The 13,932-nt window shown below is 71.8% G+C and carries 15 protein-coding genes; 11 read left to right on the forward strand and 4 right to left on the reverse strand.

Going from position 1 to position 13,932, the window contains the following annotated elements; translation table 11 throughout:
• Positions 1 to 123 precede the first annotated feature (123 nt).
• Positions 124 to 351, reverse strand: coding sequence for a hypothetical protein (locus ACME2J_RS13210; RefSeq protein WP_495545391.1), 228 nt, complete (start codon positions 349 to 351; stop codon positions 124 to 126).
• A 247-nt stretch (positions 352 to 598) separates the two neighbouring features.
• Here ACME2J_RS13210 and ACME2J_RS13215 point away from each other — a divergent pair, with 247 nt between their 5' ends.
• Positions 599 to 1,009, forward strand: coding sequence for a hypothetical protein (locus ACME2J_RS13215; protein WP_495545392.1), 411 nt, complete (start codon positions 599 to 601; stop codon positions 1,007 to 1,009).
• Between the two features lie 93 nt (positions 1,010 to 1,102).
• Here the strand turns inward: ACME2J_RS13215 and ACME2J_RS13220 are convergent, their stop codons facing one another.
• Positions 1,103 to 2,095, reverse strand: a complete 993-nt coding sequence (locus tag ACME2J_RS13220; protein WP_495545416.1) for a malate dehydrogenase — start codon at positions 2,093 to 2,095, stop codon at positions 1,103 to 1,105.
• A gap of 79 nt (positions 2,096 to 2,174) precedes the next feature.
• On the opposite strand from ACME2J_RS13220, the gene ACME2J_RS13225 reads away from it, so the two are divergent.
• Positions 2,175 to 3,857 (forward strand): acyl-CoA dehydrogenase family protein, encoded by a 1,683-nt coding sequence (locus tag ACME2J_RS13225; protein WP_495545393.1) that lies wholly within the window; start codon positions 2,175 to 2,177, stop codon positions 3,855 to 3,857.
• A gap of 417 nt (positions 3,858 to 4,274) precedes the next feature.
• On the opposite strand, the gene ACME2J_RS13230 is transcribed toward ACME2J_RS13225, so the two are convergent.
• Positions 4,275 to 4,862, reverse strand: a complete 588-nt coding sequence (locus tag ACME2J_RS13230; RefSeq protein WP_495545394.1) for a TetR/AcrR family transcriptional regulator — start codon at positions 4,860 to 4,862, stop codon at positions 4,275 to 4,277.
• Between the two features lie 44 nt (positions 4,863 to 4,906).
• On the opposite strand from ACME2J_RS13230, the gene ACME2J_RS13235 reads away from it, so the two are divergent.
• From ACME2J_RS13235 to ACME2J_RS13265, 7 genes are all read left to right on the forward strand, one after another.
• Complete coding sequence (locus ACME2J_RS13235) at positions 4,907 to 5,401, forward strand: cupin domain-containing protein (RefSeq protein WP_495545395.1); 495 nt, start codon at positions 4,907 to 4,909, stop codon at positions 5,399 to 5,401.
• 200 nt (positions 5,402 to 5,601) lie between these two features.
• Positions 5,602 to 6,441: an alpha/beta fold hydrolase gene (locus tag ACME2J_RS13240; protein WP_495545396.1), complete on the forward strand. Its 840-nt coding sequence runs from the start codon at positions 5,602 to 5,604 to the stop codon at positions 6,439 to 6,441.
• Entirely contained in the window at positions 6,441 to 7,592 is a 1,152-nt protein-coding gene (locus tag ACME2J_RS13245; protein ID WP_495545397.1) for a site-2 protease family protein, read from the forward strand. The genes ACME2J_RS13240 and ACME2J_RS13245 overlap by 1 nt, the downstream gene beginning before the upstream one ends.
• A 144-nt stretch (positions 7,593 to 7,736) precedes the next feature.
• Positions 7,737 to 9,431, forward strand: coding sequence for an FAD-binding protein (locus tag ACME2J_RS13250; RefSeq protein ID WP_495545398.1), 1,695 nt, complete (start codon positions 7,737 to 7,739; stop codon positions 9,429 to 9,431).
• The gene (locus ACME2J_RS13255; protein ID WP_495545399.1) at positions 9,432 to 10,559 is read left to right on the forward strand and encodes a succinate dehydrogenase/fumarate reductase iron-sulfur subunit; all 1,128 of its coding nucleotides are present in this window, start codon (positions 9,432 to 9,434) and stop codon (positions 10,557 to 10,559) included.
• A complete protein-coding gene (locus ACME2J_RS13260) occupies positions 10,556 to 11,482 on the forward strand; it encodes a CoB--CoM heterodisulfide reductase iron-sulfur subunit B family protein (RefSeq protein ID WP_495545400.1) in 927 nt (308 codons plus the stop codon). Before ACME2J_RS13255 ends, ACME2J_RS13260 begins: the two co-directional genes overlap by 4 nt.
• 116 nt (positions 11,483 to 11,598) lie before the next feature.
• Positions 11,599 to 11,838: a hypothetical protein gene (locus ACME2J_RS13265; RefSeq protein WP_495545401.1), complete on the forward strand. Its 240-nt coding sequence runs from the start codon at positions 11,599 to 11,601 to the stop codon at positions 11,836 to 11,838.
• Positions 11,839 to 11,873: 35 nt separating this feature from the next.
• Here the strand turns inward: ACME2J_RS13265 and ACME2J_RS13270 are convergent, their stop codons facing one another.
• Positions 11,874 to 12,143, reverse strand: a complete 270-nt coding sequence (locus tag ACME2J_RS13270; protein WP_495545402.1) for a hypothetical protein — start codon at positions 12,141 to 12,143, stop codon at positions 11,874 to 11,876.
• 342 nt (positions 12,144 to 12,485) lie between these two features.
• Here ACME2J_RS13270 and ACME2J_RS13275 point away from each other — a divergent pair, with 342 nt between their 5' ends.
• A complete protein-coding gene (locus tag ACME2J_RS13275) occupies positions 12,486 to 13,118 on the forward strand; it encodes a response regulator transcription factor (RefSeq protein ID WP_495545403.1) in 633 nt (210 codons plus the stop codon).
• 95 nt (positions 13,119 to 13,213) lie between these two features.
• Positions 13,214 to 13,768: an arsinothricin resistance N-acetyltransferase ArsN1 family B gene (locus tag ACME2J_RS13280; RefSeq protein WP_495545404.1), complete on the forward strand. Its 555-nt coding sequence runs from the start codon at positions 13,214 to 13,216 to the stop codon at positions 13,766 to 13,768.
• Positions 13,769 to 13,932 lie beyond the last annotated feature (164 nt).

A 13,932-nucleotide genomic window follows, 5' to 3' on the forward strand; every position in this document is an offset into this window, starting at 1 on the left:
GGAGAGGGCCCCGATGTGAGTTCTCGACGGCAGGGGAGGCCCGCCCGGGCGGGCTCACCCGCCTGACGCACGACGAGCCGGTGCCGCCGCCACGGCCCGGCCCGCCGGTGCGACGACCGTCGTCTACTGGCCGAAGTTCGCCGAGTTCGACTCGCAGGTGCTCCAGCCGCGGTGCTGGCCCTCGTTGTGCGGGCCGGGACCGTTGTTCGCCTTCACGTGCTCGGCGAAGTCCGAGTTGCCGGGCTGGCCGAGGTCGGCGCAGTGGCCGGCGGCGGCGGGGCTTGCCATGGCGAGGGCGAGCCCTCCGGCCGCGGCGGTCGTCGAGATCGCGAGCGTGATGCGCTTGCGCATGGTCCGTCTCCTCCTGTCGGGGTAACGCTCGTTCTGCGGCGGGGCGTCTGCGGCGGATCAGAACCGATGAGCGCCGGCACGCCGGGAATCGCGACCGGGGTCGCGCCGCGCTGATCCGCGAGCCGCGTCATGTGACACAAATTCGTTCACTCACACGAAATGGCACGGAGTCGACTACACTCCATCACCGGTCAGCATTCACGTATTCACCACGGCTCCGCACCTGGGGACCAGAAGGGCTCACCGTATGGCCGATTTTCTCGATGAGAAGCGCTCCGAGATCGCGACGCGTCTCAAGGAGCTGCGACCGCTCGTCGACGAGTACCACCGCCTCGAGGCTGCGCTCCAGGCACTGGAGGGCGTCGGCGAGACGTCCTCCTCGACCTCACGGCGACCGGCCAAGCGCGCCGGCGGCGGCAAGGGCCGGGCCGCCGCTTCGTCGGGTGGCGGCGGCCGCCGCGGCCGGCCGAAGGGCTCGGGCAACCGCAGCAAGGAGGCGCTCACGCTCGTGAAGCAGCGTCCCGGCATCACCATCCCCGAGATCGCCGAGACGATGGGGATCAAGCAGAACTACCTCTACCGCGTCCTGCCGGGCCTGCAGAAGGACGGGCTCGTCCGCAAGGAAGGTCGCGGCTGGCACGCGGTCGACGCGGCCTGAGGCCATCCCCGCGCGGCGCCCGCGCTGCCACCGGGACGAGAGAGGGCCGGGATCGCTCCCGGCCCTCGTCACGTCAGCGCTGCGACGGTCGGCTCAGACGAGGCCGAGGCCCTTCACCGCGTCGCGCTCGCCCTTGAGCTCGTTCACGGTGACGTCGAGCTTCTCCTGCGCGAACTCGGGGAGGTCGAGACCCTCGACGACCGTGTACTCGCCGCCCGAGCACGTGACCGGGAACGACGAGATGAGGCCCTCGTCGACGCCGTAGGCGCCGGTGGACGGGATCGCCATCGAGACCCAGTCGCCGTCCGGGGTGCCGTTCACCCAGTCGTGGATGTGGTCGATGGCGGCGCTCGCCGCGCTCGCCGCCGAGGAGGCGCCGCGCGCGTCGATGATCGCCGCGCCGCGCTTGCCGACGGTCGGCTGGTAGGTGTCGCGGTACCAGTCGACGTCCTGGCCGACCGCCTCGAACGCGTTCTGCCCCTTCACCTTCGCGTTGTAGAGGTCGGGGAACATCGTCGGGGAGTGGTTGCCCCAGATCGTCATGTTCGTGATGTCCGAGACGGCGGCGCCCGTCTTCTGCGCGAGCTGGGCGATCGCGCGGTTGTGGTCGAGCCGCGTCATCGCGGTGAAGCGCCCGCCCGGGATGTCCGGGGCGTTGGCCTGGGCGATGAGGGCGTTCGTGTTCGCCGGGTTGCCGACGACGAGGACCTTGATGTCGCTCGCGGCGCCTGCGTTGAGCGCCTCGCCCTGCGGCTTGAAGATCGCGCCGTTCGCCTCCAGGAGGTCGGCGCGCTCCATGCCCGGCCCGCGCGGGCGGGCGCCGACGAGGAGCGCGATGTTCGCGCCGTCGAAGGCCGCCTTCGGGTCGTCGTGGATGTCGATGCCGGCGAGGAGCGGGAAGGCGCAGTCGTCGAGCTCCATCGCGGTGCCCTCCGCCGCCTTCACGGCCTGCGGGATCTCGAGGAGCTTGAGGCGCACCGGGGTGTCGGGGCCGAGCATCTGGCCGCTCGCGATGCGGAACAGGAGCGCGTAGCCGATCTGGCCGGCGGCGCCGGTGACGGCCACGTTGACGGGTGTGCTCACGATCGGGGTCTCCTTGGTGGGTCCGTGTCAGGGGAGTTGAGGACGCGCGCGATGCTATCGGCGCCCGGCGTACCATCGATGGATGGCCACGACCGCTCGTCCCGCCTCCCCCGGTCCCGAGACGCACGAGGTGACCAACCAGCCGCCCCCGCTCGCGCCTGTGAACCTCTTCACGACGCACCGTCCGCTCGTCGAGGCGCTCGAGCGCGAAGGCGGGGCGTGGGCGCGTGAGCGCTGCGCCGAGGTCGGCGCCGCATGGGGCGCAGAGCCCGTCGAATGGGGCTTCCTCGCCAACGACAACGAGCCCGAGCTGAAGACCCACGACCGGTTCGGACACCGCATCGACGAGGTGACCTACCACCCGTCGTGGCACGCGCTGATGTCGCTCGCGAGCGAGCACGGCCTTCACAGCCTCCCGTGGACGGAGGGCGGCGCGGACCGTCCCGGCCACGTGGCGCGCTGCGCGATGTACATCACCTCGACGCAGGCCGAGCAGGGCCATGCGTGCCCGATCACGATGACCTTCGCGGCGATCCCCGCTCTGCGGATGCAGGCCGAGATCGCCGCCGAGTGGGAGCCGCTCGTGACCGCGAACGCCTACGACCCGGAGCTGCGACCGGCGGCGGAGAAGGGCTCGGCGAAGGTCGGGATGGCGATGACCGAGAAGCAGGGCGGCTCCGACGTCCGCGCGAACTCGACGACCGCGGTCCCGCTCGACGGCGGCGGACCGGGGGCGGAGTACATCCTGCGCGGCCACAAGTGGTTCTGCAGCGCGCCGATGAGCGACCTCTTCCTCGTCCTCGCGCAGACCGAGGAGGGGATCGGCTGCTTCGCGGTCCCGCGCTTCCTCCCCGACGGCAGCCGCAACGCCTTCCGGCTGCAGCGCCTCAAGGAGAAGCTCGGCAACCGGTCGAACGCGAGCAGCGAGGTCGAGTTCGACGGGACGTGGGGTCGGCTCGTCGGCGAGCCCGGCCGGGGGGTGCGGACGATCCTCGAGATGGTCGTCCACACGCGGCTCGACTGCGTCCTCGGGTCGGCGGCGGGGATGCGCTGGTGCGTCGCGAACGCGCTCCACCACGCCGCGCACCGCAGCGCGTTCGGGAAGACCCTCGTCGACCAGCCGCTCATGGCGAACGTCCTCGCCGACCTCTGCGTCGAGTCGGAGGCCGCCACGACGCTGGCGATGCGACTCGGCCGCGCTTACGACGAGGCGCTCGCCGGCGACGAGGAGGCCCAGCGCTTCAAGCGGATCGCGACGGCGCTCGGGAAGTTCCACGTCTGCAAGCGCTACCCGTCGCTCGCGGCCGAGGCGCTCGAGTGCCTCGGCGGCAACGGCTACGTCGAGGAGTCCGGCCTCCCCCGCCTCTATCGCGAGGCGCCGCTCAACTCGGTGTGGGAGGGGTCGGGCAACGTCAACGCGCTCGACGTCCTGCGCGCGCTCGCGAAGGAGCCCGAGGTGCTCAGCGCGTACTTCGACGAGGTCGCCGAGGCGGGCGGCGCGGACCCGCGGCTCGACGCGGCGGTCGGCGCGCTGCGCGACGAGCTCGCCGACCTCGAGGCGATCGAGGCCCGCGCGCGCCGCGTCGTCGAGGGGATGGCGCTCGTGCTCGAGGGCTCGCTCCTCGTCCGCCACGCGCCCGCGCCGGTGGCCGACGCGTTCTGCGCGACGCGCCTCGGCGGCGACGGCGGCGGCGTCTTCGGCACCCTCCCTCCGTCGGTCGACCATCGCGCGATCGTCGACCGTCACATGCCGGTGGAGGCGTAGCGCGTTCGGGGTGTGCGGGGGCGCGGGGCGGGCGTGGGCGGGGCGCCGGGGGCGGGGCGAATCGAACGCGCGTTGAATTGACCCCCACATAGGGGGCGAATCCAACGCGCGTTGAATCGACCCCCACATAGGGGGCGAATCCAACGCGCGTTGAATCGACCCCCGCATAGGGGGCGAATCCAACGCGCGTTGAATCGAGCCCCGCACCGCCGGGAGCGAACTCAACGCGCGTTGAATTGACTACCGCATCCGCGGGGGGCGAACTCAACGCGCGTTGAATTGACCCCCACATAGGGGGCGAACTCAACGCGCGTTGATTTGACCCCGCGCCCCCGGCGCCTGGCCGCAGCCGCGCCGCCGACCCGGGCGAATCCAACGCGCGTTCGATTCGCACCGACCCACCGCCCCCGGCCGCGTTCAGGGTGGGGCGACGAGGACCGCGAGGACGACACGGAGCGCCGCGTCGACCGTCGCGTCGTCGCGTGCCTCGGTGCCGTCCACGACCGCGAGCGCGAGACCCGCGAGCCCGCTCACGAGGATCTCGGCGAGCGGCGCCACCTCGGCCGGCGGGAGCGGCGGGTCAGCGCGCTCCCGGAGAAAGCCGGCGAAGAGCGCGCGGGCGCGGGAGCGCACCTCGCGGCGCCGGGCCTCGATCGCGGGACCGCCACCCGCGTCGCGGTAGAGCATCACCCACGCGTGGCCGTTCTCCTCGACGTAGGCGAGCCAGTGCGCGAGGACGGCCCGCACGACGTCGCGCAGCGACGCGCCCTCGGCCGGCGGTGACATCCGCGCGAAGAACGCCGGGAGGTCCTCCTCGTGCCGGTCGAGGAGGGCGAGGTACAGCGCCTCCTTCGATCCGAAGTGGCGGTAGACGATCGGCTTCGTCACGCCGGCCGCGGCGGCGATGTCGTCGAGTCGCGCGCCCTCGTAGCCGCGGGCGCGGAAGGCGTCGGCCGCCGCGCGCAGGACGAGCGCACGGCGATCTTCGGCTGACAAGCGCGGCATCGCGCGCTATGTTACCTGCCAGTAACCTCACCGCGGAGGCTCCCATGACCGAGCGGCACCACGACCCCGTCCACCGCACGACCTACGCGTTCGCCCAGGACGGCGACGACCTCGTCGTCGACACCTGGATGGAGCCCGGCGGCGTCCTCCCGCCGCACCATCACCCGCGCCAGACCGAGGTGTGGTGGGTCGTCGAGGGCGAGGTGCGCTTCCAGCTCGGCCGCGAGAAGCGCGTCATCACCGCCGCCGACGGCGAGATGCTCGTGCGTCCCGGCGCCCGTCACGGCGTGAAGGCGTCGGGGACCACGACCGCGCACCTGCGCTGCCGCGTCACCCCGCCGCTCGGGCTCGAGGAGTTCCTCGTCGACTCGTCCGCCGCCGCTCGCGACGGCCTCTTCATGAAGGGCGGCATCCCGCGCAGCCTGCGGGGCGCTCGCTGGGCCGCGCGCTTCCTCGCCCGTCACGAGGAGGACGTCGTCATGGCCTTCCCGCCGGCGCCGGTGCGCCGGGCGATGGTCGCGCTGCTCGCGCGGGAGTGACCGGCCTCCCCCGGGCGGGACGACACCACGCCACGGGGGGCGAGATCAACGCGCGTTCGATTCACCCCCTATATGGGCGCGAAATCAACGCGCGTTCGATTCGACCCGCCCATACGGGCGCGAAATCAACGCGCGTTCGATTCGTACCCCCCCGCTCGCGCCCCCCGGGAGCGAGGAGGGTCTGAGAGGCTCCACGCCCGATGACCTCCCTCCCCACCGCCGGCGGGCTCGCGTACCGCGAGGCGCTCCCCGATGTCACGCCGCCCGCGGGGACGCCCGTCGTCCTCTGCGTCCACGGCTGGCCGGAGTCCTCCTACATGTGGCGCGAGCTGCTGCCGGAGATCGCTGCGGCGGGGATGCGGGCGGTCGCGCCGGACCTCCCCGGCTACGGCGACTCGCCGGAGCGCCGACCGGCGGACTGGGCGACGCACCGCGCCGCGCTCGAGGAGTTCCGGACGGCGCTCGGCCTCGACCGCGTCGTGCTCGTCGTCCACGACTGGGGCGGCCTCATCGGACTGCGGTGGGCGTGCGACCACCCGGACGCGATCGCCGCGCTCGTCATCAGCGACACCGGCTTCTTCGCGGACGGGAAGTGGCACGGGATGGCGGAGGCGATGCGCACGCCCGGCACGGGCGAGGACCTCATGGCCCAGCAGACCCGCGAGTCGTTCGGCGCGCTGCTGCGCAGCGTCTCGACGGGCATCGGCGACGAGGCGATCGACGAGTACTGGCGCGCCCTCTCCGACGACGAGGGCAAGGCGCGCCAGCTCGAGCTCTACCGCTCGGGCGAGTTCTCCGAGCTCACGGAGTACATGGGCCCGCCCACCCGCCTCTCCGCCCTCGGCGTGCCGACCCTCCTCCTCTGGGGCGGCGACGACGCGTTCGCCCCCGTCGCCGGGGCGCACCGCTTCGCCCGCGAGATCCCGAGCGCGGAGCTCGACGTCCTCGACGGCGTCGGCCACTTCGCGCCCGAGGACGCCCCGGAGGACTACGCCGCCGCGGTCGTGCGGTTCCTCGGGCGTGCGACGATGTCCTCGTGATGGGCGGATCGGTGCAGCTCGGAAGGCTCTTCGGCATCCGGATCGGAGCGAGTCCGAGCTGGTTCCTCTTCCTGTTCCTGATGATCTACTTCCTGTCGGGGTGGTTCGAGGACGTCCTCGACGGGTCCCAGACGCAGGCCTACGTCGTCGCGGTGATCGCGGCGCTCCTCTTCTTCGGCTCGATCGTCCTCCACGAGCTCGGACACGCGCTCGTCGCACGTCGCTCCGGCATCGGCATCAACGGGATCGACCTCTGGTTCTTCGGCGGCCTCGCGAAGCTCTCGCGCGACAGCCGCAGCCCCGGCGAGGAGTTCCGCGTCGCGGCGGCCGGGCCCGCCGTCACCCTGCTCGTCTGCCTCGCGTGCCTCGGCGCCGCCGTCGCCCTCTCGGAGACCGGCGAGTTCTTCGACAACGCGGAGTTCGCATCCGATGCGACCTCGCCCGCCCTCGCGCTCGCGAGCTGGCTCTTCGTCGTCAACGCGTTCCTCTTCGTCTTCAACCTCGTCCCGGCCTTCCCCCTGGACGGGGGACGCATCGCGCGCGCCGCGGCGTGGAGGATCACGAAGGACCGCAACCGCGGCACCCGCTTCTCGGCCCGCCTCGGCCAGGGCTTCTCCTACCTCCTCATCGGCGGCGGCCTCGTCCTCGCGTTCACGACCGACCCGCTGAACGGCATCTGGCTCGTCGTCCTCGGCTTCTTCCTCGGCCAGGCCGCGACCGGCGCCGTCGCGACGAGCGAGTTCGCGGAGCGCATCGAGGGCGTCACCGTCGCCGACCTCATGGACCAGGAGCCCGTCTCGCTCCCCGCGGAGGTGACGGTCCTGCGCGCCGAGGAGGACTGGTTCCTGCGCTACGGATGGTCCTGGTTCCCCGTCGTCGACGCCGAGGGCCGCTACCTCGGGATCCTCGAGCGCACGCGCATCGACGGCGCGATCGAGGCCGGCCAGCCCGCCCTGTCGGTCGGCGAGCTGCTCGATGCCGGCCCCGACGAGTTCGGCATCGAGCGGGACCAGCCGCTCGAGTCGCTCCTCGGCAGTCTGCCCCTGCGCAAGCTCGGCGCCCTCATGGTCATCGACCGCGACGGGCGGCTCTGCGGCGTCGTGACGATCGAGCAGGTCCGCCGCGCGCTCGGCGCGGCCGCCTCCCGCTGACCGCGGCCACCCAGAAAATCCGGCCGAAACGGTCGGCTTTGACGCACTCGCGCCGTCGCGCCCGGAGGCGTCGAGGGGGAGGCTGGTCCGCGCCGGTCGACGTATAGAGTGCGACCCCGGAACCGTCCGCCGCAGAGAGAGTTCATGCCTTCACACGACGTCCTCATCATCGGCGCCGGCCTCGCCGGCCAGCGCGCCGCCCTCGCCGCCGCAGAGGCCGGCGTCACCGTCGCGATCATGAGCAAGGTCCACCCCGTCCGGTCGCACTCCGTCGCGGCCGCGGGTGGCATCAACGCCGCCGTGAGCGTCGCCGACGACTGGCGCTCGCACGCCTACGACACCGTCAAGGGCTCCGACTTCCTCGGGGACCAGGACGCGATCGAGGTCATGTGCTCGGAGGCGCCGAAGGAGGTCATGCACCTCGAGCACATCGGCGTCACCTTCCACCGCAACGACGACGGCGAGCTCGACCTCCGCGCGTTCGGCGGGGCCTCGATGAAGCGCACCGCCTACGTGGCCGACATCACCGGCCAGGCGATCCTCCACGTCCTCTACGAGCAGCTCATGAAGCACTCGGACACGGTGGACCGCTACGAGGAGTGGTTCACGACGTCCCTCATCCTCGACGACGAGGGCACGTGCGTCGGCTGCGTCGCGCGCAACATCCGCACCGGCGCCATGGAGACGTTCAGCGCCAAGAACGTCATCCTCGCCTCGGGCGGCGCGGGCCAGTGCTTCAAGCCGACGACGAACGCGCTCATCTGCACGGCCGACGGCATCTCCCAGGCGTACCGCGTCGGCGCGCCGCTCATGGACATGGAGATGATCCAGTACCACCCGACGACGCTCGTCGAGAACGGCTTCCTCATCACCGAGGGCGCCCGCGGTGAGGGCGCGCACCTCCTCAACTCGGAGGGCGAGCGCTTCATGGAGAAGTACGCGCCCAACAAGATGGAGCTCGCCTCCCGCGACGTCGTCTCCCGCGCCGAGCAGACCGAGATCAACGAGGGCCGCGGCGTCGGCACGAACGGCGAGGGCATCTACCTCGACATCACCGTCGTCCCGAAGCGGCGCACGCTCGAGGCGCTCCGCGAGATCGTCAACATCGGCAAGGACTTCGCCGGCGTCGACATCACCAAGGAGCCGATCCTCATCCGCCCGGGCCAGCACTACATCATGGGCGGCGTGAAGACGGACGTCGACGGCGCGACGCCGATCTCCGGCCTCTACGCCGCCGGCGAGGTCGCCTGCGTCTCCGTCCACGGCGGCAACCGCCTCGGCGCGAACTCGCTCCTCGACACCCTCATCTTCGGCCGCCGCTCCGGCGAGCACGCCGCCGAGCGCGCGAAGGCGATGACGATGCCCGCGGCCGACGACGCGCAGCTGAAGCGCGACGAGGCCGAGATCGCCGAGATCGTCGGCCGCGACAAGTCCGGTCGCCGCGTCTCCGAGATCAAGGACGAGCTCGGCACCACGATGAACCAGTACGTCGCGGTCTTCCGCGACGAGGCCGGCCTCAACCAGGCCCACGAGGTCGTCCGCCGCCTCAAGGACGAGGCGAAGACCGCGTACATCGACGACCGGGGCACGGTCTTCAACCAGGACATCCTCGGAGCGATCGAGCTCGGCTACATGCTCGACGCCGCCGAGTGCACCGTCGTCGCCGCGCTCGAGCGCAAGGAGTCCCGCGGAGCCCAGTTCCGCACGGACTTCCCCGAGCGCAACGACGAGGAGTGGCAGAAGCACATCAACACGTCGAGGAACGGCGAGGACGTCCCGAAGGTGTCGTACTCGCCGGTGACGATCACCCAGTGGCAGCCCGAGGAGCGCAAGTACTAGATGGAAACTCGCAAGCCCCCACAGGACTTCACGCTGCGGCTCCGCCGCTACGACCCCGAGTCCGGCGAGGCGCCGTACTGGGAGGAGCACACGATCCAGCTCGAGCCGCACCGCTCGGTCCTCGAGGGGATCCTCCAGGCGAAGGCGCGCTTCGACGGCTCGATCGGCATCCGCTGCTCGTGCCGCGCCGCGATCTGCGGCTCGTGCGGAGTCCGCGTCAACGGCAACCCCGGCCTCGCGTGCCACACGCACCTCGATGACGCGGCGAAGAAGTCGCCGGACGGGACGATCACGGTCGAGCCGATGGGCAACATGCCCGTCATCAAGGACCTCATCGTCGACATGGACGCGGTCCACTGGAAGAAGATCCAGCGCGTCACGCCGTGGCTCATCAACAAGGAGCCGATCCCCGAGCGCGAGTACATCGTCGATCGCGAGGCGATGGTCGACGTCACGCAGTCGATGGCGTGCATCCAGTGCGGCGCCTGCGTCTCCGACTGCCTCTCGATGGAGGTCGACTCGAGCTTCATCGGCCCGGCCGCCCTCGCGAAGGCCTACCGGTTCGTCGGCGACCCCCGCGACGCGCAGCAGAAGGAGCGCCTCAAGGACCTCGCCGAGGACCCCGCGGGCATGTACGACTGCACGCACTGCTTCAAGTGCATCGAGGCGTGCCCGAAGGGCGTCGCCCCGATGAGCCAGATCATGCGCCTGCGCCGCCGCGCCGGGTCCGACCACCACATCGTGGACCGCAACAACGGGCACCGCCACGAGGCGGCGTTCGTCACGCTGGTCAAGGACTACGGCCTCCTCCACGAGGCCGAGCTCCTCCCGCGCTCCTACGGCGGCAACTCGTGGTTCGGGAAGTTCCACCCCGCCGCCGGCGCCGAGCTCGCCGACTCCCTGCCGGCGATCACGAAGGCCCTCCTGCGCGGGAAGGTCGGGATCAAGGCGGCCGTCTTCGGTCACAAGATCCCCAAGGACGACCTCAAGGCCGTCCAGAAGATCTACGACACCGTCGAGTCCCGCGACAAGCGCTACGAGCTCAACCTGTACGTCACGGGGACCGACGAGGACAACGCCCAGCCCGCCCCCGAGGCGGCCGAGAAGGACGGGAGCAGCATCGGATGAAGGTCGCGTACTGGCCCGGCTGCGTGAGCCGCGGCTTCACCCCCGAGCTCCACGGCTCGATGGCGAAGGTCGCGCCGCTCCTCGACATCGAGCTCGTCCAGCTCGATCGCGCCTGCTGCACGGGCGCCGGCGTCATCGCCGAGCACAACCAGGAGCTCGCCGACACGCTCAACGCCCGCACGTTCGCGCTCGCCCAGCAGGAGATGGGCAAGGGCGCGGACCTCATGATGAACATCTGCTCGACGTGCCAGGGCGCGCAGTCGGAGTGCCAGGAGCGCCTCGACGCGAACGCCGAGTACCGCGCGCACGTCAACGAGACGCTCGCCGGCGAGGGTCTCGAGTACCAGGCGGGGATCGCGAACAAGAACTTCCTCTGGGTCCTCGTCGAGGAGATCGGGCTCGAGAACCTCAAGGCGAAGGTGAAGCGCCCGCTCACCGACCTCAAGGTCGGGCCGTTCTACGGGTGCTACATCGTCCGGCCGATGGACCGGCTCGGCATCGACGACGAGAACCCGCGCGACACGTACCTCGCGCAGGTCATCGAGGCGCTCGGCGGCACGGTCATCGAGTACGCGGGCTCGCACAAGTGCTGCGGCTTCCCCATCATCACGATGAACAAGGACGCGTCGCTGCGGATGGCGGCGCGCAACCTCGGCGACGCGCAGGACCAGGGGGCGGACTGCCTCGTCACCCCGTGCCCGCTCTGCCACCTCAACCTCGACCTCCAGCAGCCGATCGCCGAGCGGCTCGTGCCGCGGGACCTCGAGATGCCGGTGCTCCACCTCCCGCAGCTCGTGGGCCTCGCCCTCGGGCTCTCGCCGAAGGAGCTCGGCATGAGCCGTCACGTCGTGAAGCCGACCTCGGTCATCGACTGGTCGACGAGCGTCGTCGCCGGCGTCGGCTCGGGCGGCGAGGGCTGGTAGCTCCCGCCGACATGCCGCCGGGTCCGCGACCCCGGCGCACGGTCCGTTGCACGGGCCGCGCGCCGGGGTCGCGCTCATGACGGGCCTCCCACCCGTCACGTAGGATCGGGCGCCCGATGAGGATCGGCGACCTCACCAACGCGCTCACGGGCCGCCGCCGGCGGCGCAAGGGCGCGCGCGCGGACGCCCCGCGGACGATCGTCCCGATCCCCGAGGAGTCGCTCTCCGAGCGTGCGGAGCGCCTCGGCCGCCGCGCGGGCGAGGAGGACGCCGGGCCGCTCGCGACCGACGATCTCGACGCCGCGCGGGCGCGGCTGCGGGCGCGGATCAGCCCGCCCGAGGACGACGTCGAGTAGAGCCCCGGGCGAGGAGCGGCTCTCGAGAGCGGCTCCTAGACGTCGCCGGCCCGCTCGGCGACGAGCTGCTCACCGAGCCGCTGGGCGGCGTTCGCCGCGATGACGTGGACGCGCCGCTGGGCGCGGTCGATCTCCTCGTCGGCGAGGCGCAGCTCGTCGGCCGCGAGCGCGAAGAGCTCGGCGGGCCCGAGCGCCGCGAGTCGCTCGCGGGTCGGGGCGGTGCGGCTCTCGAGGCGCCGGCGGACGGCGTCGAGGCGCGCGCCGAGCTCGTCGGGAGAGGCGGTGTCGGTCCAGCGATCGTCCATGGGAACACACGTACCCCTGAACACGTGTTCGGTGACGCCTCCGTGCGCGCCGTCACACGACGCGTCGAGGACGATGCCCCACAACAACGAGAAACGGGCCCGAAGGCCCGTTCCCGTTCCTGTGTGCGTACCCCATTCCGCCCCAGGGAAATCTGTCGTGAGGACCGCCCCATCCTTCTTCGGTCCTGGTGTGTCGCCGCTCCGTGCGACGAGGAGAATCATGCCCGGCCGCGGCGCCGCCGTCGTCCCCCGGCGCGGGTGAACGCGGGGGGAGCGGCGGGGTGAAGTACGGGTGAGAAGAGGCTCACCCTTTCGGCCCGTGCTGCCGATAGAGAGAGGGAGATGCCGTCCACCTCCTCCCACACGACCGTCCTGCTCTCGCGCTTCGAGGACCTCATCGCGCTCGGACTGCGCGCTCTGGTGGAGCGCGACGAGCACCTCGAGCTCGTCGCCGAGGACGTCCTGCACGGCGACCTCGACCGCGTCCTCGAGGAGCTCGCTCCGCGGGTCGCCGTCATCAACTTCGGCGCGCTCACCTCCGCGGCGGAGGTCCGCCGGCTCGTCAGCGACCACCCGGCGACGCGGCTCGTCGTCCTCGCGAACAACCCCTCCGCCGCCGACAGCGGCCAGATGCTCTCCTTCGGGGCGACGGCGTGCCTGGCGAAGAGCACGCAGGCCCGTGACGTCATCGGCGCGATCCACCTCGCGTCCCGCGGCCTCCACGTGCTGCCCGTCGGCGCGAGCGCGACCTCGCCGCCGCCCGACGCCGCGCTCGGCCTCGAGCCCGACCTCCTCACCCGCCGCGAGCTCGACGTCCTCGAGCACCTCCGCGAGGGACGATCGAACGCGGAGATCGCGCTCGCGCTCCACGTGAGCATCGAGACCGTGCGGACCCACCGGCGGCACATCTACCGGAAGCTCGGCGTCCGCACGCGCCGCGAGCTCGTGGAGCTCACGGCGGGCGCCGCACGCTGACGCCCACCGGGTGAGCGTCGATCGAGCGCCGCCGGCGGTGGGTGGATCGACACTCGCCGGGCTCCCGGGCGTCGCGCCTGCGACGATCCGCCGCCGTGCACGTCCGACACGCCGATCCCGACCGCGACGCCGCCGCCTGCGCGGAGGTCTACGCGCCGTTCGTCGCCGACGGCGTCGCGTCGTTCGAGGAGGTCGTCCCCGACCTCGCGGTGATGGAGCGCCGTATCGCGACGGTGAGCGCGCACCACGCCTGGCTCGTCGCCGAGCGCGACGGCGTCATCGCCGGGTTCGCGTACGCCGCGCCGCACCGCGAGCGCGCCGCCTACCGCTGGTCGGTCGACGTGAGCGTCTACATCGACGCCGCGCACCACCGCGCCGGCGTCGGGCGGACGCTCTACAGCGCCCTCTTCGGCCTCCTTCGCCGGCAGGGGCTCTATCGCGCGTACGCCGGCATCACCCTGCCGAACGAGGCGAGCGTCGGACTGCACGAGTCCCTCGGCTTCACGCTCGTCGGCGTCTATCGCGGCGTCGGCTTCAAGCACGGCGCCTGGCGCGACGTGGGCTGGTGGCAGCTCGATCTGCAGCCGCTCCCCCCGCCCGGCGCGCGCCCCGCCGAGCCGCGCGGCCCGCAGCGGCTCGACGCGACCTGAACGACGCGTCTCACCACCGCCCCGGCCACCTAAAGGTTCGTAAACCGAGCGCTCCGCGAGCCCCTCCTCGCGCCGATTTACCGGAGTGGCGAGCGAGAGAAGCGTCTCAGGGGGTTGTGAGCGGGTACCAGCGTCCGCGAACCTCACCCACGCCCGGGTCACGC

It is taken from the genome of Paraconexibacter sp. (genome assembly GCF_059438195.1).

Coding starts and splice junctions, on each gene's coding strand:
- ACME2J_RS13225 (WP_495545393.1), top strand. CDS start 2,175: ATGGCCACGACCGCTCGTCCCGCCTCCCCCGGTCCCGAGACGCACGAG.
- ACME2J_RS13265 (WP_495545401.1), top strand. CDS start 11,599: ATGAGGATCGGCGACCTCACCAACGCGCTCACGGGCCGCCGCCGGCGG.
- ACME2J_RS13210 (WP_495545391.1), bottom strand. CDS start 351: ATGCGCAAGCGCATCACGCTCGCGATCTCGACGACCGCCGCGGCCGGA.
- ACME2J_RS13245 (WP_495545397.1), top strand. CDS start 6,441: ATGGGCGGATCGGTGCAGCTCGGAAGGCTCTTCGGCATCCGGATCGGA.
- ACME2J_RS13270 (WP_495545402.1), bottom strand. CDS start 12,143: ATGGACGATCGCTGGACCGACACCGCCTCTCCCGACGAGCTCGGCGCG.
- ACME2J_RS13260 (WP_495545400.1), top strand. CDS start 10,556: ATGAAGGTCGCGTACTGGCCCGGCTGCGTGAGCCGCGGCTTCACCCCC.
- ACME2J_RS13215 (WP_495545392.1), top strand. CDS start 599: ATGGCCGATTTTCTCGATGAGAAGCGCTCCGAGATCGCGACGCGTCTC.
- ACME2J_RS13230 (WP_495545394.1), bottom strand. CDS start 4,862: ATGCCGCGCTTGTCAGCCGAAGATCGCCGTGCGCTCGTCCTGCGCGCG.
- ACME2J_RS13240 (WP_495545396.1), top strand. CDS start 5,602: ATGACCTCCCTCCCCACCGCCGGCGGGCTCGCGTACCGCGAGGCGCTC.
- ACME2J_RS13255 (WP_495545399.1), top strand. CDS start 9,432: ATGGAAACTCGCAAGCCCCCACAGGACTTCACGCTGCGGCTCCGCCGC.
- ACME2J_RS13250 (WP_495545398.1), top strand. CDS start 7,737: ATGCCTTCACACGACGTCCTCATCATCGGCGCCGGCCTCGCCGGCCAG.
- ACME2J_RS13235 (WP_495545395.1), top strand. CDS start 4,907: ATGACCGAGCGGCACCACGACCCCGTCCACCGCACGACCTACGCGTTC.
- ACME2J_RS13275 (WP_495545403.1), top strand. CDS start 12,486: ATGCCGTCCACCTCCTCCCACACGACCGTCCTGCTCTCGCGCTTCGAG.